Source organism: Micromonospora sp. CV4 (genome assembly GCF_003667455.1).
GTDB lineage: Bacteria > Actinomycetota > Actinomycetes > Mycobacteriales > Micromonosporaceae > Micromonospora.
This window is the reverse complement of record NZ_RCVI01000175.1, coordinates 1-18,189: the sequence shown is the minus strand read 5'-3', so window position 1 is coordinate 18,189 and position 18,189 is coordinate 1. Positions and strand designations below refer to the sequence as shown.

Here is an 18,189-nt window from a genome sequence, read left to right as displayed (position 1 = left end):
TCCCCGATGACCGCGCCGACGGGTCGCCAGCAGGGGTCCGTATGATGCTTGCCCTGTAGCAAGCTTCTGGAGAGGACGACCATGGTGGACGCCCCGGACGTGGTGTCGCGTGCCCTGCGCGAGGCCCCGCCCGACCAGTTGGCCGAGGCCGCGGACCGGGCGATCCGCTCGACGCTCGGGGCGGTGCGCACCGACGTGTTCGTCGCCGACTACCGGATCAGCGGGCTCTGGCCGGTGCTGGACCCGGACCTGCCGGCGGCCGGGTTCCTGGCCTGCCACACCATGGCGCAGCGCTGTTTCAGCAGTCAGCAACCGGTACGCGACGCCGCCGAGCAGGGCGCGTGCCGGCTCTACCTGCCGCTGACCGTGTGGGGGGAGCGGCTGGGTGTGCTGATGATCGAACTGCCGGCCGTACCGGGCCCGGCCGTCACCGGTGTCGCCACGGACATCGCCGGCGCCCTGGCGGTGACGATGCGGGCCGCGGACCGGGAGACCGACCGGTACCGCCGGGCCCGACGCCGCGAGCGGCTGAGCATGGCCGCCGAGATGCAGTGGGACCTGCTGCCCGGGCGCAGCGTCGCCCACCGCGCGTTCCATCTGGCCGGCCAGCTCGAACCGGCGTACACCGTCGGTGGGGACCACTTCGACTGGTCGCTGGACAGCGACCGGCTCACCGTGACGGTGCTCAACGGTGAGGGCAGTGGCCTGGCCGCGTCGCTGCTGACGGCGGTCACCGTCAACGCGATGCGCAACGCGCGCCGCTCCGGCGGTGGCCTGGTGGAGCAGGCGGAACTGGCCTCGGACACGGTCTTCTACCAGCACCGGGGTGACCGGCACGTGGCCACCCTGCTGCTGGAGGTGGACACCGGCACCGGGCGGATACGCGCGGTCGACGCCGGTTCACCGCAGATGTTCCGGCTGCGGGGCGCGACGGTCGAGCCGCTGAAGCTGGAGCAGCAGCTACCGCTGGGCATGTTCGCCGAGACCCGCTACGAGCTGCAGGAGTTCCAGCTCGCGCCCGGTGACCGCGTCTTCGTGGTCAGCGACGGCGTGTGGGCCGCCGAGCCGGCGGGCCAGGAGCCGTACGGGCAGCGGATGATGGCACGTTCCCTGCGCGCCACACGGTTGCAGCCGGCCACGGAGGCGGTTGGTACGGTGATGCGCGAACTGCACGCCTACCACGCGGACTCCGATCTGCGCGACGATGCCGTCGTGGTCTGCCTGGACTGGCACGGTCCGCGCGATCGGGACGGCGGGTGAGAATCGCCGCCGCTCCGTCGGGCGGGCACCAGCGTGACGACGGCAGGGGACATCAGGTGGAGCGACCTGCGGATCTCGCCTCGGCGATCGACACGGCAGCCGAGACGCTGATCGCCGTGCTCGAGTCGGCGGCGGCGCGACACCAGGTGCCGCCGACCCAGTTGCGGGTCCTGGCGCTGATCAGCAGCCGGGCCGAGACGAACGTCAACCGGTTGGCGGAGTTGCTGGACGTGGTGCCCTCCTCCGCCAGTCGCCTCTGCGACCGGCTGGAGGCGACCGGGCTGCTCCGCCGGGTGGCCGATCCGCGGGACCGGCGCGAGGTGCGGTTGGTGCCGACTGCCGCCGCGCAGACCCTGCTGCGGGAGTTGGCCGAGCGCCGGCAGCGCGCGGTGCAGGTGGTGTTGGACCGGATGCCTCCACGAATGCAGCACGATCTCCTGGTGGCGTTGCTCGCGTTCGGTCGGGCGGCGACCCAGGCGGCGCCGGAGCAGCAGCAGACCGACTCCGCCGTGCGCACGGCCTGACTCCGCACGGCACCCTCCACTAGTATCCTAGGATGCCTTACGCGTGGTGATCCACGCCACAGTGCGGCAGAGCCGCACCGAATGGCGCACGGCGGCACCCGGGGCGCAGGCGGAAGCCCGATATAGTGGCAGCGCACTCGCCCGGCCCGCGATCATCGATCGCGGGCCGCGTCAGGGAAGAGGTCCCGTCCGGGGCCGTAGGGGAGCCGGCGGTGGCCGGCCCGACAGCGCGTACGACCTCCGCCGCGCCCGACGTCGGCCGGGCGTCGGGGCGTGCCGCGGAGGAGGTTCGGTGTCGCGTCGGCCGGCTCGGGCAGAGCATCCGCGAGACACCGGTGACCAGGCTCCCGGTGACCAGGTGCTCACCCTGCCCAACCTGATCAGCTTCGGGCGGCTGCTGGGCGTGCCGCTCTTTCTCTACCTGTTCCTGGTCGCCCGCGCCGACGTGGCGGCGGTCGTCGTGCTGGCCATCGGTGGCACCACCGACTGGGTGGACGGCTGGATCGCCCGCCGGCTGCGCCAGGTCAGCAGGCTGGGGGAGTTGCTCGACCCGCTCGCCGACCGGCTCTACATCCTGGCCACGCTGCTCGCCTTCACCGCCCGGGAGGTGGTGCCGTGGCAGTTCACCGCGGCGCTGCTGGCCCGGGAGCTGCTCCTGCTCGGTTCGCTGGCGGTGCTGCGCCGCTACGGGTACGGGCCGCCGCCGGTGCACTACGTGGGCAAGACCGCCACGTTCCTGCTGCTCGCCGCGTTCCCGGTGCTGCTGCTGGCCACCGCGTCGACCGGGGTGGCGACGGCGGCCGCCGCGATCGGCTGGGGGCTGGCCTGGTGGGGGCTGGTGCTCTACTGGGTGGCCGGCGGAATGTACGTGGTGCAGGCGGCCCGGCTGGTGCGCGCGGCACGAGGCCCGGGAGCGGCGGCGTGAGCGCCCCGCGGCCCGAGGGGCCCCGCCGGGAGCGGGTGTACGCCCCGGACTTCCTCACCGAGCTGTTCCGCAACCCGCTCGACCCGGGCTACGCCGACGCGGCGGCTGCCAGGCGGTCGCGACCGGCCGAGGCGCCGCAGGGGTGGCGCGCCTGGTCGACGCGTTCGGTCAGCCTGGTCGTGGTGGTGGTGCTGGGTTTCCTCTTCGCGGTCGCGTACCGGCAGACGATGGCGGACGAGCCGGGGCGCAGCAAGGCACGCTCCGGGCTGGTGGCGCAGATCAAGGATCGGGTGAGCGAGACCGACCGTCTGTCGGTGCGCGCCGACGAGCTGCGCGAGGAGGTCGGTCGGCAGCGGGACGCGGCGTTGAGCGGTTCGGCCGCGGCGCGGTTGCGCAACCTGGAGGCGAGCACCGGGCTGGGTCGGGTGCGCGGGGACGGCGTGGTGGTGCGGCTGGCCGACGCGCCGGGTAACCAGGACGCGGTGACCGGCGCGGGCGCGGGGCCGCCGCGGGTGCTCTACACCGATCTGCAGGGCGTGGCGAACGCGTTGTGGAGCGCGGGCGCGGAGGCGATCGCCATCAATGGGCAGCGGTTGACCTCGACGTCGACGATCCGGTTGGCGGGTGAGACGATCCTGGTGGACTTCCGGCCGGTGACCGGTCCGTACGAGGTGTCGGCGATCGGTCCGGGCTCGTTGGAGCGGCGGTTCGAGGCCAGCCGGAGCGCGGCGCTGATGCGGGAGGTTTCGCAGAAGACGGGCATGTCGTTCGGGGTGCGGGAGGCGGAGGACCTCACCCTGCCGGCCGCTCCGGAGCCGCAGCTACGCTACGCCAAGCCGTCGGTCAGTCCGAGCCCTTCCGCGTCGGGTGTCCGTTCCGGCAGTCCCGGGCCGTCCGGCTCGGGGCCGACCTCTAGCCCCTCCGGAGGTGGCCGATGATCGCGGTGCTGGCGTTGCTCGCCGGTGTGGTGCTCGGTGTGTGGCTTGATCCGACCGTCCCGACGGCGTTGCAGCCTTATCTGCCGATCGCGGTGGTGGCCGCGTTGGACGCGGTGTTCGGTGGGGTGCGGGCGAAGCTGGATCGGATCTTCGACGACAAGCAGTTCGTGGTGTCGTTCATCTCGAATGTGCTGGTCGCTGGTCTGATCGTGTATCTCGGTGACCAGTTGGGGGTGGGCGGTCAGTTGTCCACCGGTGTGGTGGTCGTGCTCGGGGTGCGCATTTTCGGCAACGTGGCGGCGATCCGTCGGCACCTGTTCCGGGCGTAGGTTTGAGTGCGATGAGCGACGAGCAGACCGAGACGGGTACGGGGTGGCCGCAGCCGGCGGGTCCGGTGCGGCCGGGTGGGCCGGCGGGTGAGCCGGATCCGCGGCCGGACGCACCGGATCCGGATGAGTTGAGCCCGTTGGCGCCGAAGGGGCCGGCGGAGCCGGAGCAGCCGGCCGAGGAGTCGGGGACGGCGCCGGTCGACGAGGGCGCGACGGTGGACCTGAGCGGTGTGTCGCGGTCGGACGGGTCGGCGGGGCCGGCTGAGGAGCCGGCGAGGTCGCTTGCGTTGGGTCGGTTCCGGTGGAGCACGGCCGGGGTGATGATCGTGGCGCTGTTGGCGTTGCTGGGCTTCACGCTGGTGGTGCAGCTCAAGACCACGTCGACGGATCCGACGCTGGGGGCGACGCGGCAGGAGGACCTGGTGCGGATCCTGTCGGACCTGGATGCCCGGGAGAACCGGTTGCAGCAGGACATCCGGGCGTTGGAGGACAGCCAGCGGCAGTTGCGCTCGGGTGAGCAGGGGCGGCAGGCCGCCCTGGACGAGGCGACGCGGCGGGCGGATCAGTTGGGCATCCTGGCGGGCACGTTGCCGGCGAGGGGGCCGGGGTTGACCGTGCGGTTCGATGCTGGCGGTGGTGAGCCGATCTCCGCGGACAAGGTGCTGGACGCGGTGCAGGAACTGCGGGGCGCCGGCGCGGAGGCGATGCAGATTTCCGGGAGTGATCAGGCGACGGTGCGGATCATCGCGTCGACGTTCTTCCTGGACGGGGAGAACGGGTCGTTGGTGGTGGAGGGGCGTCGGTTGGCGGCGCCGTACACGATCACGGTGATCGGTGACCCGGCGACGATGCGGACGGCGTTGAACATTCCTGGTGGGGTGGTCGCGTCGGTCCAGCGTGACGGCGGTAACGTGACTGTTGAGGAGCGTGGGGTTGTCGAGATTTCGGCGCTGCACGCGCCGATCAAGCTGGAACACGCCCGTCCGGTCTCCTGACCGGCGCGGCCGCGCCGGGCCCGGGTGGTCCGGGGCACCGATGGATGAAGGACGCATCTGGTGATTCCCGAGGATCTGCGATACACCGCCGAGCACGAGTGGGTGGCGGGTGACGGCACCGGTTCGGTCCGGGTCGGCATCACGCACTTCGCGCAGGACGCGTTGGGTGACATCGTGTACGTGCAGCTGCCCGAGGCGGGCGCGGCGGTGGCGGTCGGTGACTCGTTGGGTGAGATCGAGTCGACCAAGAGCGTGTCGGAGATCTACGCGCCGGTGGCCGGTACGGTGGCGGCGCGCAATGAGGCGCTGGGTGACACGCCTGAGCTGATCAACACGGAGCCGTACGGCGCGGGTTGGTTGGTGGAGATCACCCCGAATGATCCGACCGCGGTCGACGGGTTGCTGACGGCGGACGCGTACCGCCAGATCACCGAAGGCTGAGTGTGCTTGATCCGGTGCGTGGGATGTCTGCGCGCGTCCGGTTGCCCTGCATTTCGGCGCTGGCTAGGCTCGCCCAGTCGACCGAGAACCCAATAGTTGAGCGTTGCGGAATTGCCTTCCCTGGCACGGGGAGCCAGCCGCCGGGTGTTCAAGTGCCCGGCGGCCAGACCCGCCATTACCCGACGCCGACCGAACAGATCCGTGAGGTGGTCCCATGACGCGCCCAGACGACGAGTTCCCCCCGCTCGACGTCACTTCGACGCTCAATCTCGGTTCGCTCGACGAAGTGCTGGAGGGGCCGGACACCGATGTGGTGCCGAGCCGGATGTCCGGTTCGTTGCCGCCGGGTATGGCGCTGCTGGTGGTTCGTCGCGGCCCGAATGCGGGTGCCCGGTTCCTGTTGGACCACGATGTGACGACGAGTGGCCGGCACCCGGACAGTGACATCTTCCTCGACGACGTGACGGTGTCGCGTCGGCACGCCGAGTTCCACCGTGACGGTGGCACGTTCACGGTGCGGGACGTGGGCAGCCTCAACGGCACGTACGTGAATCGTGAGCGGGTCGAGGCGGCCACGTTGAGCAATGGTGACGAGGTTCAGATCGGTAAGTTCCGGGTGGTGTTCATCGCCGGTCCGCGCCCGGAGGAGGAGGCCGGCCGGGGGTGAACGAGCCTGCGGCCTCCACGCCACCCGGGGCGGCCCGGTCCCAGCCGCTGATGAGCATCGGTGAGGTGCTGGGTCAGTTGCGGGTGGATTTCCCGGACACGACGATTTCGAAGCTGCGGTTCCTTGAGGCCGAGGGCCTGGTCGAGCCGCAGCGGACGGCGGCGGGTTACCGGAAGTACAGCTGGGACGATGTGGCGCGGTTGCGGTTCGTGTTGACCGCGCAGCGGGACAGGTACCTGCCGTTGCGGGTGATCCGTGAGCAGTTGGCGGAGTGGGACTCGTCCGGTGAGCAGCCGGAGCGGTCGCGCCCGGCGTTGGTCGCGGTGGGGCCCGATGGTGCGGTGCCGGGTCGGGAGTCGGCGGAGCCGGCCGAGTCGTCGCAGGTGCGGCTCGGCCGGGCTGATCTGGTGGCGCGCAGCGGGATCGACGAGTCGACGTTGGCCGAGCTGGAGCGCCTCGGTGTGCTGGTGTCGGATCCGCCGGGGTGGTATGACGCGGATGCGTTGATCATCGCTTCGGCGGTGGCGGGCCTGGCGGCGTACGGGTTGGAGCCTCGGCATCTGCGGGGGTACCGGACGGCGGCGGACCGTGAGGTCGGGTTGTTCGCGCAGTTGGTGGCGCCGTTGGCGCGGCAGAGTGATCCGGCGGCGCGGGCGCGGGCGGCGGAGACGGCGCGGGAGTTGGTGGCGTTGTCGGAGCAGTTGCACGCCGCGTTGGTGCGGGTGGGGTTGCGCTCGACGTTGGGGCGGTGAGGGTCCCGGCGGGTGGCGGCTGAGCGGAAAGATCTCTTCCGGGAAGCGTGCCGTAGGCTTGCCGGGGTAACCCCTTTCTGGCGCGGGCGTGGTGCTGTAGCGCATGGGACGGCCGTGTCGCGGTCCGTGTACCGTGCAGGGAAGGGCGCGGTGCGGCGTAGGTGACAACGACACGGAGGCGGCGGTGCGCGAGCTGAGCGTGGTCGGAGTTCGGGTGGAGCTGCCCAGCAACCAGCCGATCGTCCTGCTCAGGGAGGTCGAGGGGGACCGCTATCTGCCGATCTGGATCGGCGCGGTCGAGGCCACGGCTATCGCTTATGAGCAGCAGGGGGTCAAGCCGGCCCGACCGTTGACGCATGATCTTCTGCGGGACGTGTTGGCGGCTTTGCAGGCGCCTTTGCAGGCGGTGGAGATCACCGAGCTCAAGGAGAACGTCTTCTACGCTGATCTGTTGATCGGCGACGGGGTGCGGGTGTCGGCGCGGCCGAGCGATTCGATCGCATTGGCGTTGCGGGTCGGTGCGCCGATTCGTTGTGCCGAGCAGGTCCTCAGCGAAGCGGGGATCGTCATCCCCGATGAGCAGGAGGACGAGGTGGAGAAGTTCCGCGAGTTCCTGGAGCAGGTGCGCCCGGAGGACTTCGCGGGCTGAGTCGGTCTCCTGGCCGGCCTTTCGAGGCGTCACTGTGGGTGATCCGCGGCGCTTCTGGTGATCTTTCTCGGTGGCTGCGCGGCGTGTCGCGTCGGTTCCTCCGTGGTAACCCCTGAGGGCGGCGATAGGGTTGCCGTGTCGAGGGGTGCGCGTCCCGGAAACGACGCGTCACCGCACTGACGGGGAGGTTGTCCGGATGCACGAGCCGCGGGATCCCGATCCAGGTACGGAGTTGGCGTCGCCAGGTGTGGCGACTGAGGGTGACGGTTCGGTGGGCTACCGGGGTGTGACGGCATGTCACGCGGTGGGCATCAGTTACCGGCAGCTCGATTACTGGGCGCGGACGGCGCTGGTGGTGCCGAGCGTGCGTGACGCCTCGGGTTCGGGGACGCAGCGGTTGTACTCGTTCCGGGACCTGGTGGTGTTGAAGGTCGTGAAGCGGTTGTTGGACGCGGGGGTGTCCCTGCAGAACATCCGCAAGGCGATCGAGGCGCTGCGGTCGCGCGGGGTGGAGGACCTGGCCGGCATCACGCTGATCTCCGATGGAACGACGGTGTACGAGTGCCGGTCCCCGGAGGAGGTGGTCGACCTGTTGCAGGGTGGCCAGGGCGTGTTCGGGATCGCGATCGGTGGCGCGTTCAAGGAGATCCAGGGTTCGTTGTCGCATCTGCCGGCGGAGCCGGCGGCGAGCGGCCCGGTGGAGCCGGCGGTGGTGTCCGGGTCGGAGCCGGGGGGCGACGAGTTGGCGGCGCGGCGGGCGCGGCGGCGCGCGGGCTGAAGCTCGTTGGTGCCGTCCGGGCTGTCGACGCGCCCGGATTTCACGTTTGGTTTTTCGCGGCGGGCCGGTGACTGACGGTCAGGTCGCCGGCTGCGTTTTGGCATAGCTGAGCGGGCTGCACCCACTGTTGATCACAGTGGGTGTTGTCGTGTTCGCCCATTGTGGATGGTTGCGCCGGTCGTGGTGACGCTGTGTGCCCGGTTGTTGTCGGGAATCCGATAGGGGGGCGCTGACCGGAAAACGCCAACACGCTATGGTCCGTCACGGTCCCCGGTGTGTCGCCGTGGCATGACGATGTCGCTCCGGTGGGCCGCTGCCCCTCCGCGCCGACCCCGCGCGACCCCTCCACCCTGGAAGGAACGACCGTGACGGTTACCGAAGAAACCGCTCCCGCCTCGCACTACGACCGCATTGGCGGCGCCAGTTCGGTCAAGGCGGCCGTCGAACTGTTCTACGACAAGGTGCTCGCCGACCCGGATCTGGCGGGCTACTTCGCTGACGTGAACATGCCGGGTCAGCGGCGGCACCTGACGTTGATGTTGACGGTGGTGCTGGGTGGTCCGAACGAGTACGCCGGTCGCGGGTTGGCCGAGGCGCACCAGCCGTTGAACATCCCCGTGGAGCACTACGTCAAGGTCGGTGAGCACCTGACCGTGACGCTGACGGAGTTGGGTGTGCCGGCGGACATCCTGGCCGACGTGCAGACGGTGCTGGGGCAGGTGCAGGACCAGGTCGTGGCCGCCGGGAACCGTCCGGGCGTCTGACGGTGGACGCGGCTCGACTCAAGCAGAGTTGGTCTCTGGTCGCCGGGCACGGCGACCAGGTGCCGCTCTATTTCTATTCGACGTTGTTCCTGACCCATCCCGAGACGCGGCAGATGTTCCCGACGAACATGGCCGGGCAGCGGGACCGGTTGGTGACCGCCCTCGGGCACATCGTGTCCAACGTGGACCAGGTGGATCGCCTGGTGGGGTTCCTGCGGGACCTCGGCGCGGACCACCGCAAGTTCGCGGTCCGCGCGGAGCACTACCCGGCGGTCGGTGAGGCGCTGCTCGCGACGTTGCAGCACTTCCTGGCCGAGCAGTGGACCGAGGAGTTGGCGCAGGACTGGGCGGCGGCGTACGGGCTGGTCGCACAGGTGATGATGGAGGCCGCGCAGGCCGCGGAGACGGTGAATCCACCGTGGTGGGTGGCGGAGATCGTCGCGCACGAGCGGCGGGCGTTCGACGTGGCGGTGCTGACGGTGCGCCCGCAGTACCTGCTGCCGTTCACTCCGGGTCAGTCGATCGGTGTGTCGCATCCGTCGGTGCGTTCCTGGCGGTACTACTCACCGGCGAACGCGCCGCGCGCGGACGGCACCCTGGAGTTGCACGTGCGGGCCGCGCCGGGTGGCGCGGTGTCCTCGCGACTGGTGTACGGCTCGGCGGTGGGTGACCGCCTCCACCTGGCGGCGCCGGTGGGGGATCGGCTGTCGTTGTGGTCGGCGGGCTCCAGTGATCTGCTGCTGCTGGCGGCGGGCACCGGCTGGGCGCCGGTGAAGGCGTTGGTGGAGCAGGTCGCCGCGGAGGGTTCCCGCCGGCGGGTGGACCTGTATGTGGGGGCCCGTTCGCGTAGCGAGTTCTACGACAGCGACGCGATCGACAAGTTGGCGTCGTCGTGCCCGTGGTTGACGGTGACCTACGTGGTGGGTGCCGACCTGAACCGGTCGGGGGAGTTCGTGCACGCCGTGGACCGGGCGTTGGCCGACGGTGACTGGCGCTCGCGGCACGTGTACGTGTGCGGGTCGGACGAGATGGTTTCGCATGCGGTGCAGACGTTGGTCCGGGCGGGTTACCACTCGGAGCAGGTGCACCACGAGGGTCTGGGCAAGCACTGGTACGGCCCGGCCTGGCGTACGGCGGTGGAGCAGTCGACCGCTGGTGACACTTCCGGAGGTGTTCGGTGAGCGCGAGGAGTGAGCTTGCGAGCCCCGCAGTCGCGAACGAAAGGCAGGCTCGGTGGTGAGCGCGAGGAGTGAGCTTGCGAGCCCCGCAGTCGCGAACGGAGGGCGGGCCCGGTGAGCGCTACCCCGATCAGCCGGTACGACGGTGTGCAGGTCGCCGGCGGTGTGCAGGTGCGGATGACCGCGGACCGGGTCCGGCGGTGGGAGTTCGGCACGGCGTCGTTCGGTCGGCGTGGTTATGACAACGCCGACGTGGACCGGTTCCGGGTGCAGGTCGCCGATGAGCTGGATCTGTTGGCGACGCAGGTCGCGAACCTGCGCGCGGAGAACGAGCGGCTCAACGACCGGGTGGAGTTGCACCGGCACGGCGTGATCCCGAGTACGGGCGCGGCGGCGAAGGTGCCGGCGGCCAAGGAGGTGAATCTGCTCTCCGCGGCTCAGCGGGAGGCGGAGCAGATCATCGCGCAGGCGCACGACTACGCGCGGCGGGTCGCGGAGTACGCCCGGGTGCAGTACGAGAGCTACATGCAGGCGGCGGCGGAGGAGGCGAAGCAGGAGGCGGAGCGGGCGGTGGCGGATTACCGCAGCTCGGCCGGGTCGAGCTTCGACGACACGGTGGCCACCCGGGAGGCGTTGCGGATCTTCGGCGAGATGATGGTGTCGCACATGCAGGCGGCGGCGCGGCATCTCGACGACGGCAGCGAGCAGTTGGCCCGCACGATGGACCGGATCGCGAAGGAGACGCCAGGGGCGCCGTTCGCGGTCGGCGCGGCGGGGCAGACGGCGCTGCCGCGGCACCACCAGCAGCAGCGGTGACCGTCGGGTGGGGTTCGCTGCGGCGGACCCCACCCGGGTGACGCCCGGCACGACGTGGTCGGGTGAGCCGTTGGTCGCGGGTCCGCGCATGCGATGGTTGGCCCATGTCCGTATCACCGTCTCCGACCGGCTCCCCACCGCTTCCGCATGCTGACACCCGGGACGTGGTGGCCGCGTTGGAGGCCTCGACCTGGGCGATGGCCGCCGTGGTCGGCACGATGCGGGACGCCCTGTCGGCGCCGCTGGCCGAGGTTCTCGTGGCGTCGCCGCAGCGCAGCGCGGTGTTGGAGGCCGCCGGCCTGCTGTCCTGGGACGGTGCGGTGCCGGTTCCGCACCCCTCGCTGGTGCCCGCCGACGGGCCGCTCGGGCGGAGCACGGTGGAAGCGCGGCTGAGTTCGCTGCGGCAGGCGGTCGCCGCCGCGGCGCAGGACGTGTCGGCTCCGGCCGGGGGTGGCTGGGCCGAGCTGGACGATGAGGTGCTGCTGAACCAGGGCCGGGCGTCGGCCGCGACCGGCCGGGCTCTGGCCACCCGGGTGGTGCCGGGGTTGCCGGGGCTCGCGGAGCGCCTGGCCGCGCCGGACGGGCGTGTCCTGGACGTTGGCACGGGCGTGGCCGCGTTGGCCGTCGCGCTGGCCCGGGAGCTGCCCGGGGTGTCGGTGGTGGGTATCGACGTTCTGCCGCGCGCGCTGGATCTCGCTCGGGGGGAGCTGGTGGAGGCGCGGGACGTCGCCGACCGGATCAGCCTGCGCTGTCAGGACGTGGCCGAGCTGGCGGAGCCGGGCGTGTACGACCTCGTGTGGCTTCCCGCGCCGTTCCTGCCCGAGGAGACGCTGGTGGCCGCTCTGCCCCGGCTGGCCGAGGCGCTGCGGCCCGGTGGGTGGATCGTGACGGGCACCAACCCGCCCGCCGGTGACCCGCTGCGGGCGGCCGTCGACCGGTGGAACGCCGTCCGCAACGGCGGCAACACCTACGACACGGACCGCATGGCGCAGGTCCTGGCCGCCGCGGGGCTGGACGACGTCCGGCGTTTCCCGACCGTCCCCGGTGGGCCCGTGCTGGTCGCCGCCCGCCGCCCGGGCGCCTGACCCCACGGCGGCGCGGACGCGGTCAGAGCGTGCCGGGTCGAGCCGCCCCGCGCTCAGGCGATGCTGGCACGGACGGCGTCGGCGATCGGTGTCGGCCCGTTGACCAGTTCCAGGGTTCGGCCGGCGGTGCGTGGTTCGTCGAGCAGCGCGACGAGCACCAGGGCCACGTCGGCGCGGGTGACCGCGCCCCGACCGGCGTGTGCGGCGAGGGTGACGCGTCCGGTGGGTTCGTCGTCGGTGAGCCGGCCGGGTCGCAGCACCGTCCAGTCCAGGTCGCGGTCGCGCAGGTCGTCCTCGGCGGCCCGTTTGGCGCGCAGGTACGCCACCCACACGTCGTCGGTGCCAGCGGCGGGCGGGGCGTCCACGCCCATGGAGGAGACCAGCAGGTAGCGGCGGACGCCGGCGTGGGTGGCGGCGTCGGCGAGCAGCGCGGCGGCGGCCCGGTCGACGGTGTCCTTGCGGGCGGCGCCGCTGCCGGGGCCCGCGCCGGCGGCGAAGATCACCGCGTCGGCGCCGTCGAGGTGCGCGGCGAGGCCGGTGGCGTCGGTGCGTTCCAGGTCGCGGACGACCGGGGTGGCGCCGGCGGCGCGCAGCGCGTCGGCCTGCTCGGGGTTGCGGATCAGGCCGACGGCGGTGTCGCCGCGCGCGGCGAGCTGACGCTCCAGCAGCAGGGCGATCTTGCCGTGGCCTCCGGCGATGACAACACGCATGCGCCCAACCTACCGGCGGCGTCGGACGGGTCGGGTTCGTAGGCTGAGGCCCCTCGACGCTGAGGCCCTTGACCTTGACCTTCGGGTAACCCCCAGCCTGGTGTGTGCCGGTCGCCGCCGACCGGCACGAGGAGGATGTCGACGTGGGGCTGCTGACCATCGGGGCGTTCGCCCGGGCGGCGAGACTGACGCCGAAGGCGTTGCGCCTGTACGACCAGGTGGGGGTGCTGCTGCCGGCCGCGGTCGATCCCGAGTCCGGATACCGGCTCTACGATCCGGCGCAGCTGCCGTTGGCCCGGCTGGTGGCCCAGCTCCGTCGCATCGGCATGCCACTGGCCACGATCCGCGTGGTGTGTGGGTTGGAGCCCGCGGCGGCGGCTGAGGCGGTCACCGCGTACTGGCGGCAGGTGTGCGCCGACACCGCGGCTCGGGCCCGGCTCGCCACCCTCCTCGTGGACCACCTGTCCGAAGGGGGCACCACCATGGCTCAACCGGATCCGACCGTCGCCGTGCGCTACGCCACCGGCTGTGACACCGGGCTCGTGCGGGACAGCAACGAGGACGCCGCGTACGCCAGCGAGCGGTTGCTCGCCGTCGCGGACGGCATGCGAGGACCGGGCGGCGCCGCCGCCAGCGCTGCCGTCATCGACGCCCTCAAACCGTTGGAACTCACCGACGCGCCGGCCGCCGACCTGTTGACGATGCTCACCGGTGCGGTCACCGACGCCGACCGCACCGTGCGCGGGCTGGCGACCGGTGACCACCAGCCGGTCAGCACCCTGACGGCGCTGCTGCGCAGCGGCTCCCAGCTGGCCCTCGTGCACGTCGGCGACACCCGGGCGTATCTGCTGCGCGACGGCGAGCTGTCCCTGCTGACCAAGGACCACACGTGGGTGCAGGCCCAGGTGGATCAGGGCAGGCTCGACCGCGACGAGGCCGCCGCGCATCCTCAGCGCGCCGTGCTGGTGCGTGCCCTCGGCGCCGGCCCGCAGGTCGAGGCGGATCTCGCGCTGCGGGTCGCCCTGCCGGGTGATCGGTACCTGCTGTGCTCCGACGGGCTGTCCGCCGTCGTCGACCGTGCCGATCTGCGGTCGACGCTGAGCGCGGCCACCGATCCCGAGCACACGGTGCGGAGCTTGATCGATCTGGCTCAGGCCGCGGGGGCGCCGGACAACATCGCCTGCGTCGTCGCCGACATCGTCGCGGTGTAGTCGGCGCCACAGGCCTGCGGGGGTTCGGCGGCGGCGGGTGCGGTGAGGCAGCATGAAGGGGTGACGGAGAGCCTGAACGCGTTGACCTCGCTGGTGGCCGGTGGCCAGGTGGTGGTGCTCAGCGGGGCCGGCCTGTCCACCGAGTCGGGCATCCCGGACTACCGGGGGCCCAGCGGGGTGGCCCGCCGCCACACGCCGATGACCTTCCAGGCGTTCACCCGCGATCCCCTCGCACGGCGGCGCTACTGGGCGCGCAGCCACCTGGGGTGGCGGTTGATCGCCCGGGCGGCGCCGAACGCCGGGCACCGGGCGGTGGCGCGGCTGCAGCACGCCGGCCTGGTCGACGCGGTGATCACCCAGAACGTCGACGGGTTGCACGGCGCGGCGGGCAGCGGGTCGGTGGTCGAGCTGCACGGCCGCCTGGACGAGGTGACCTGCCTGGACTGCGGCAACCTGACGTCCCGGGAGGAGGTGGACCGGCGGCTGCGCGAGGCCAACCCCGACTTCGTGGCCCGCGTCGCCGCCGTCAACCCCGACGGTGACGTGGATCTCCCCGACGAGCAGGTGGCGGCGTTCCGGCCGGTGGACTGCGGGATCTGCGGCACCGGGATGTTGAAACCGGACGTGGTGTTCTTCGGCGAGACGGTGCCGCCGCAGCGGGTGGCGCGGTGCTTCGCGCTGGTGGAGCAGGCTCGGGCGGTGCTGGTGCTCGGGTCGTCGTTGACGGTGATGTCCGGCCGCCGGTTCGTGATTCGGGCCGCGAAACGGGGCATTCCGGTGGCGATCGTCAACCAGGGCCCGACCCGGGGTGACGCGTACGCCACGATGTGCGTCCACGCGCCACTGGGGGCGCTGCTGCCGGCGCTGGCCGAACGGGTCACCGGCGGCGCGGCGGTGGGCACTCCGGCCGGGGTGTGACCGCCGGCGAAGGGGTACGACATCTGCCGGAAACACCGACGCTGGTAGCGTTGACCATGCCGGTACCACCCACGTGGGAGAGACCGCCCGACAGCACCCGGGGCGGCGCCGAAGGGGCAAATCCTCCCCGGAACCTCTCAGGCAAAAGGACCTCGTGGGCAGGCACTGTGGAGCGCCCTGCGGGTGCGACAGAGGGGGAGGCCGATCCGTCGACCTCGTCCCGGGAGCGCCCCCCATGACCGTAGAGCAGTTCGCCACCCGTCACATCGGTCCCGGCCCGGACGACGAGCGCCGGATGTTGGAGGTCGTCGGGCACGGCTCGATCGACGAGCTGATGGACGCCGCGATCCCCGAGGTGATCCGCTGGCACGGCACCCTGGACCTGCCGGACCCGGCCACCGAGGCCGAGACGATCGCCGAGCTGCGGGCCCTGGCGGCGCGCAACACCGTCGCCGTTTCCATGATCGGCCTGGGCTACCACGGCACGCACACCCCGGCGGTGATCCGCCGCAACGTGCTGGAGGACCCGGCCTGGTACACGGCGTACACGCCGTACCAGCCGGAGATCAGCCAAGGCCGGCTGGAGGCGCTGCTGAACTTCCAGACCATGGTCACCGACCTGACCGGCCTGGCGACCGCGAACGCGTCGATGCTCGACGAGGGCACCGCCGCGGCGGAGGCGATGACCCTGGCCCGCCGCGCGTCGAAGAGCAAGAGCCCGGTGTACGTGGTCGACGCCGACGCGCTGCCGCAGACCATCGCGGTGATCACCAGCCGGGCCGATCCGCTCGGCATCGACGTGCGGGTCCTGGACGTCGACCGCGACGAGCTGCCCGGTGAGTTCTTCGGCCTGCACCTGCAGTACCCGGGGGCGTCCGGCGCCGTACGCGACCACACGAGTCTGGTCGAGGCCGCGCACGCCGTCGGGGCCCTGGTGACCGTCGCGGCGGACCTGCTGGCGTTGACGCTTCTGCGCGCGCCGGGGGAGATCGGCGCGGACATCGCCGCCGGCACCACCCAGCGTTTCGGCGTACCCATGGGCTTCGGCGGGCCGCACGCCGGTTACCTGGCGGTGCGCTCGGGCCTGGAGCGGATGCTGCCGGGCCGCCTCGTGGGAGTGTCGCGCGACGCGGACGGCAACCCGGCCTACCGGCTGGCGTTGCAGACCCGTGAGCAGCACATCCGGCGGGAGAAGGCCACCAGCAACATCTGCACCGCGCAGGTGCTGCTCGCGGTGATGGCCGGCATGTACGCCGTCTACCACGGCCCCGACGGGCTGCGGGACATCGCGGCGCGTACCCATGGCATGGCGGCGCGGCTCGCGGCCGGGCTGCGCGCCGGCGGCGTCGACGTCGCGGACGTCGCGTTCTTCGACACCGTCACCGCGACCGTGCCGGGGCGGGCCGCCGAGGTGGTGGCCGCCGCCGCCGAGCGCGGCGTCAACCTGCGGCTGGTCGACGCCGACCGGGTGGGTGTCTCGTGCGACGAGACGACCACCGGCGAGCACCTGGCGGCGGTGTGGGCGGCGTTCGGTGTGCCCGCCTTCGACGGCGACGTCGACGCGGCCCTGCCGGGCGCGTTTCGTCGCACCGGCGACTTTCTGACCCACCCGGTGTTCCGCAGCCACCACTCGGAGACGGCGATGCTGCGCTACCTGCGCCGGCTGTCGGACTTCGACTACGCCCTGGACCGGGGCATGATCCCGCTCGGGTCGTGCACGATGAAGCTCAACGCGACCACCGAGATGGAGCCGGTCAGCTGGGCGGAGTTCGCGCACATCCACCCGTTCGCCCCGGACGCGCAGACCGCCGGGTACCGGGAGCTGATCGGTCAGCTGGAGTCGTGGCTGGCCGAGGTGACCGGCTACGACGCGGTCAGCGTGCAGCCCAACGCCGGCTCCCAGGGTGAGCTGGCCGGGCTGCTGGCCATCCGGGCGTGGCACCGCAGCCGCGGCGAGGCGCACCACGACGTGTGCCTGATCCCGTCCTCGGCGCACGGCACCAACGCGGCGTCGGCGGTGATGGCCGGCATGCGGGTGGTCGTGGTGGCCTGCGACGACGACGGCAACGTCGACCTGGTCGACCTGGACGCGAAGATCGCCAAGCACCGCGACGCGCTCGCCGCGATCATGGTGACGTACCCGTCGACGCACGGGGTGTACGAGACGGGCATCGCGCAGCTGTGCGCGAAGGTCCACGACGCCGGCGGGCAGGTGTACGTCGACGGGGCGAACCTCAACGCCCTGGTGGGGTTCGCCAAGCCGGGCAAGTTCGGCGCGGACGTGTCACACCTGAACCTGCACAAGACGTTCTGCATCCCGCACGGCGGCGGGGGACCGGGTGTGGGTCCGGTGGCGGTGCGGGCGCACCTGGCGCCGTTCCTGCCCGGTGACCCGCTGGGCGCGCACGTCGACGCCACGCCGGCGATCTCCGCGGCGAAGTACGGGTCGGCGGGGATCCTGCCGATCCCGTGGGCGTACCTGCGGATGATGGGCGCGGCCGGGCTGACCCGGGCGACCGGGGTGGCGGTCCTGGCGGCGAACTACGTGGCGGCGCGGCTGCGCGGGCACTTCCCGGTGCTGTACGCCGGCAACAAGGGCCTGGTGGCGCACGAGTGCATCCTGGACCTGCGGCCGCTGACCAAGGCGACCGGGGTGAGCGTGGACGACGTGGCGAAGCGGCTGATCGACTACGGCTTCCACGCGCCGACGATGTCGTTCCCGGTGGCCGGGACGCTGATGGTGGAGCCGACCGAGAGCGAGGACCTGGCCGAGCTGGACCGGTTCTGCGACGCGATGATCGCGATCCGGGCGGAGATCGAGCAGGTCGCCTCGGGGCAGTGGCCGGCCGGGGACAACCCCCTGGCCAACGCGCCGCACACCGCGGCGATGGTCAGCGGCGACGAGTGGCCGCACGCGTACCCGCGGTCGGTGGGCGCGTACCCGGCCGGGGTGGACCGGGCCGGGAAGTACTGGCCGCCGGTGCGGCGCATCGACGGCGCGTACGGCGACCGGAACCTGGTCTGCTCGTGCCCGTCGCCGGAGGCCTTCGAGGACTGACAACGCCGGAGGCGTTCGAGGACTGACGGCGGGGCGCCGGGGCGGGCGGTGTGGCCGCCCCGGCAGCCGCGCCGACCTGGGCGGGGACGTCCCGTACCGGGGGACTAGCCTGGGTCGGCGGCGGCGAATCGGTGACGCTGAGTGGTCAATCAGGCCACGAGGGCGTGGCGGGCGGGGCCGCGGTGCGGGGC

The 18,189-nt window shown here is 72.0% G+C and carries 19 protein-coding genes and 1 riboswitch; of the genes, 18 read left to right on the top strand and 1 reads right to left on the bottom strand.

The window, feature by feature from the left end; genetic code table 11:
• Positions 1-81: 81 nt before the first annotated feature.
• The 15 genes from EAD98_RS04495 (at position 82) to EAD98_RS04425 (ending at position 12,101) form a co-directional block, all read left to right on the top strand.
• Complete coding sequence (locus tag EAD98_RS04495; protein ID WP_121652808.1) at positions 82-1,260, top strand: PP2C family protein-serine/threonine phosphatase; 1,179 nt, start codon at positions 82-84, stop codon at positions 1,258-1,260.
• 56 nt (positions 1,261-1,316) lie between these two features.
• A complete protein-coding gene (locus tag EAD98_RS04490; RefSeq protein WP_121652807.1) occupies positions 1,317-1,784 on the top strand; it encodes a MarR family winged helix-turn-helix transcriptional regulator in 468 nt (155 codons plus the stop codon).
• Between the two features lie 292 nt (positions 1,785-2,076).
• Entirely contained in the window at positions 2,077-2,709 is a 633-nt protein-coding gene (locus EAD98_RS04485; RefSeq protein ID WP_121652806.1) for a CDP-alcohol phosphatidyltransferase family protein, read from the top strand.
• Entirely contained in the window at positions 2,706-3,647 is a 942-nt protein-coding gene (locus EAD98_RS04480) for a DUF881 domain-containing protein (RefSeq protein WP_121652805.1), read from the top strand. The genes EAD98_RS04485 and EAD98_RS04480 overlap by 4 nt, the downstream gene beginning before the upstream one ends.
• Positions 3,644-3,976: a small basic family protein gene (locus EAD98_RS04475; protein ID WP_089000302.1), complete on the top strand. Its 333-nt coding sequence runs from the start codon at positions 3,644-3,646 to the stop codon at positions 3,974-3,976. Before EAD98_RS04480 ends, EAD98_RS04475 begins: the two co-directional genes overlap by 4 nt.
• A gap of 11 nt (positions 3,977-3,987) precedes the next feature.
• Positions 3,988-4,971: a DUF881 domain-containing protein gene (locus EAD98_RS04470; protein ID WP_121652804.1), complete on the top strand. Its 984-nt coding sequence runs from the start codon at positions 3,988-3,990 to the stop codon at positions 4,969-4,971.
• A gap of 60 nt (positions 4,972-5,031) precedes the next feature.
• The gene (gcvH, locus tag EAD98_RS04465; RefSeq protein ID WP_121652803.1) at positions 5,032-5,412 is read left to right on the top strand and encodes a glycine cleavage system protein GcvH; all 381 of its coding nucleotides are present in this window, start codon (positions 5,032-5,034) and stop codon (positions 5,410-5,412) included.
• A 214-nt stretch (positions 5,413-5,626) separates the two neighbouring features.
• A complete protein-coding gene (locus EAD98_RS04460) occupies positions 5,627-6,079 on the top strand; it encodes an FHA domain-containing protein (RefSeq protein WP_007071101.1) in 453 nt (150 codons plus the stop codon).
• A 50-nt stretch (positions 6,080-6,129) separates the two neighbouring features.
• The gene (locus tag EAD98_RS04455) at positions 6,130-6,831 is read left to right on the top strand and encodes a MerR family transcriptional regulator (RefSeq protein ID WP_199723286.1); all 702 of its coding nucleotides are present in this window, start codon (positions 6,130-6,132) and stop codon (positions 6,829-6,831) included.
• Positions 6,832-7,015: 184 nt separating this feature from the next.
• Positions 7,016-7,480 (top strand): bifunctional nuclease family protein, encoded by a 465-nt coding sequence (locus EAD98_RS04450; protein WP_007460347.1) that lies wholly within the window; start codon positions 7,016-7,018, stop codon positions 7,478-7,480.
• Between the two features lie 196 nt (positions 7,481-7,676).
• Positions 7,677-8,258 carry a MerR family transcriptional regulator gene (locus tag EAD98_RS04445; RefSeq protein WP_121652801.1) on the top strand — a complete coding sequence of 194 codons (582 nt, stop codon included), beginning with the start codon at positions 7,677-7,679 and terminating at the stop codon, positions 8,256-8,258.
• Positions 8,259-8,623: 365 nt separating this feature from the next.
• Positions 8,624-9,022, top strand: coding sequence for a group 1 truncated hemoglobin (locus EAD98_RS04440; RefSeq protein ID WP_121652800.1), 399 nt, complete (start codon positions 8,624-8,626; stop codon positions 9,020-9,022).
• Positions 9,023-9,024: 2 nt separating this feature from the next.
• Positions 9,025-10,203: a globin domain-containing protein gene (locus EAD98_RS04435; protein WP_121652799.1), complete on the top strand. Its 1,179-nt coding sequence runs from the start codon at positions 9,025-9,027 to the stop codon at positions 10,201-10,203.
• Between the two features lie 111 nt (positions 10,204-10,314).
• Positions 10,315-11,016: a DivIVA domain-containing protein gene (locus EAD98_RS04430; protein ID WP_121652798.1), complete on the top strand. Its 702-nt coding sequence runs from the start codon at positions 10,315-10,317 to the stop codon at positions 11,014-11,016.
• 104 nt (positions 11,017-11,120) lie between these two features.
• Positions 11,121-12,101, top strand: coding sequence for a cyclopropane-fatty-acyl-phospholipid synthase family protein (locus EAD98_RS04425; protein WP_121652797.1), 981 nt, complete (start codon positions 11,121-11,123; stop codon positions 12,099-12,101).
• 53 nt (positions 12,102-12,154) lie between these two features.
• Here the strand turns inward: EAD98_RS04425 and EAD98_RS04420 are convergent, their stop codons facing one another.
• Positions 12,155-12,811 (bottom strand): NAD(P)H-binding protein, encoded by a 657-nt coding sequence (locus EAD98_RS04420; RefSeq protein ID WP_121652796.1) that lies wholly within the window; start codon positions 12,809-12,811, stop codon positions 12,155-12,157.
• Positions 12,812-12,954: 143 nt separating this feature from the next.
• On the opposite strand from EAD98_RS04420, the gene EAD98_RS04415 reads away from it, so the two are divergent.
• The 3 genes from EAD98_RS04415 (at position 12,955) to gcvP (ending at position 17,998) form a co-directional block, all read left to right on the top strand.
• Entirely contained in the window at positions 12,955-14,022 is a 1,068-nt protein-coding gene (locus EAD98_RS04415) for a MerR family transcriptional regulator (RefSeq protein WP_121652819.1), read from the top strand.
• A gap of 60 nt (positions 14,023-14,082) precedes the next feature.
• Complete coding sequence (locus EAD98_RS04410) at positions 14,083-14,940, top strand: NAD-dependent protein deacetylase (RefSeq protein ID WP_121652795.1); 858 nt, start codon at positions 14,083-14,085, stop codon at positions 14,938-14,940.
• A gap of 64 nt (positions 14,941-15,004) precedes the next feature.
• A riboswitch (glycine riboswitch) is annotated at positions 15,005-15,103 on the top strand.
• A gap of 72 nt (positions 15,104-15,175) precedes the next feature.
• The gene (gene gcvP / locus EAD98_RS04405; RefSeq protein WP_121652794.1) at positions 15,176-17,998 is read left to right on the top strand and encodes an aminomethyl-transferring glycine dehydrogenase; all 2,823 of its coding nucleotides are present in this window, start codon (positions 15,176-15,178) and stop codon (positions 17,996-17,998) included.
• Positions 17,999-18,189 lie beyond the last annotated feature (191 nt).

What these genes read in the sequence shown, in the direction of transcription:
- EAD98_RS04455 (WP_199723286.1), top strand. Translation starts at nt 6,130, where the DNA reads ATGAGCATCGGTGAGGTGCTGGGTCAGTTGCGGGTGGATTTCCCGGAC.
- EAD98_RS04425 (WP_121652797.1), top strand. Translation starts at nt 11,121, where the DNA reads ATGTCCGTATCACCGTCTCCGACCGGCTCCCCACCGCTTCCGCATGCT.
- gcvP (WP_121652794.1), top strand. Translation starts at nt 15,176, where the DNA reads ATGACCGTAGAGCAGTTCGCCACCCGTCACATCGGTCCCGGCCCGGAC.
- EAD98_RS04445 (WP_121652801.1), top strand. Translation starts at nt 7,677, where the DNA reads ATGCACGAGCCGCGGGATCCCGATCCAGGTACGGAGTTGGCGTCGCCA.
- EAD98_RS04495 (WP_121652808.1), top strand. Translation starts at nt 82, where the DNA reads ATGGTGGACGCCCCGGACGTGGTGTCGCGTGCCCTGCGCGAGGCCCCG.
- EAD98_RS04470 (WP_121652804.1), top strand. Translation starts at nt 3,988, where the DNA reads ATGAGCGACGAGCAGACCGAGACGGGTACGGGGTGGCCGCAGCCGGCG.
- EAD98_RS04475 (WP_089000302.1), top strand. Translation starts at nt 3,644, where the DNA reads ATGATCGCGGTGCTGGCGTTGCTCGCCGGTGTGGTGCTCGGTGTGTGG.
- EAD98_RS04460 (WP_007071101.1), top strand. Translation starts at nt 5,627, where the DNA reads ATGACGCGCCCAGACGACGAGTTCCCCCCGCTCGACGTCACTTCGACG.
- EAD98_RS04420 (WP_121652796.1), bottom strand. Translation starts at nt 12,811, where the DNA reads ATGCGTGTTGTCATCGCCGGAGGCCACGGCAAGATCGCCCTGCTGCTG.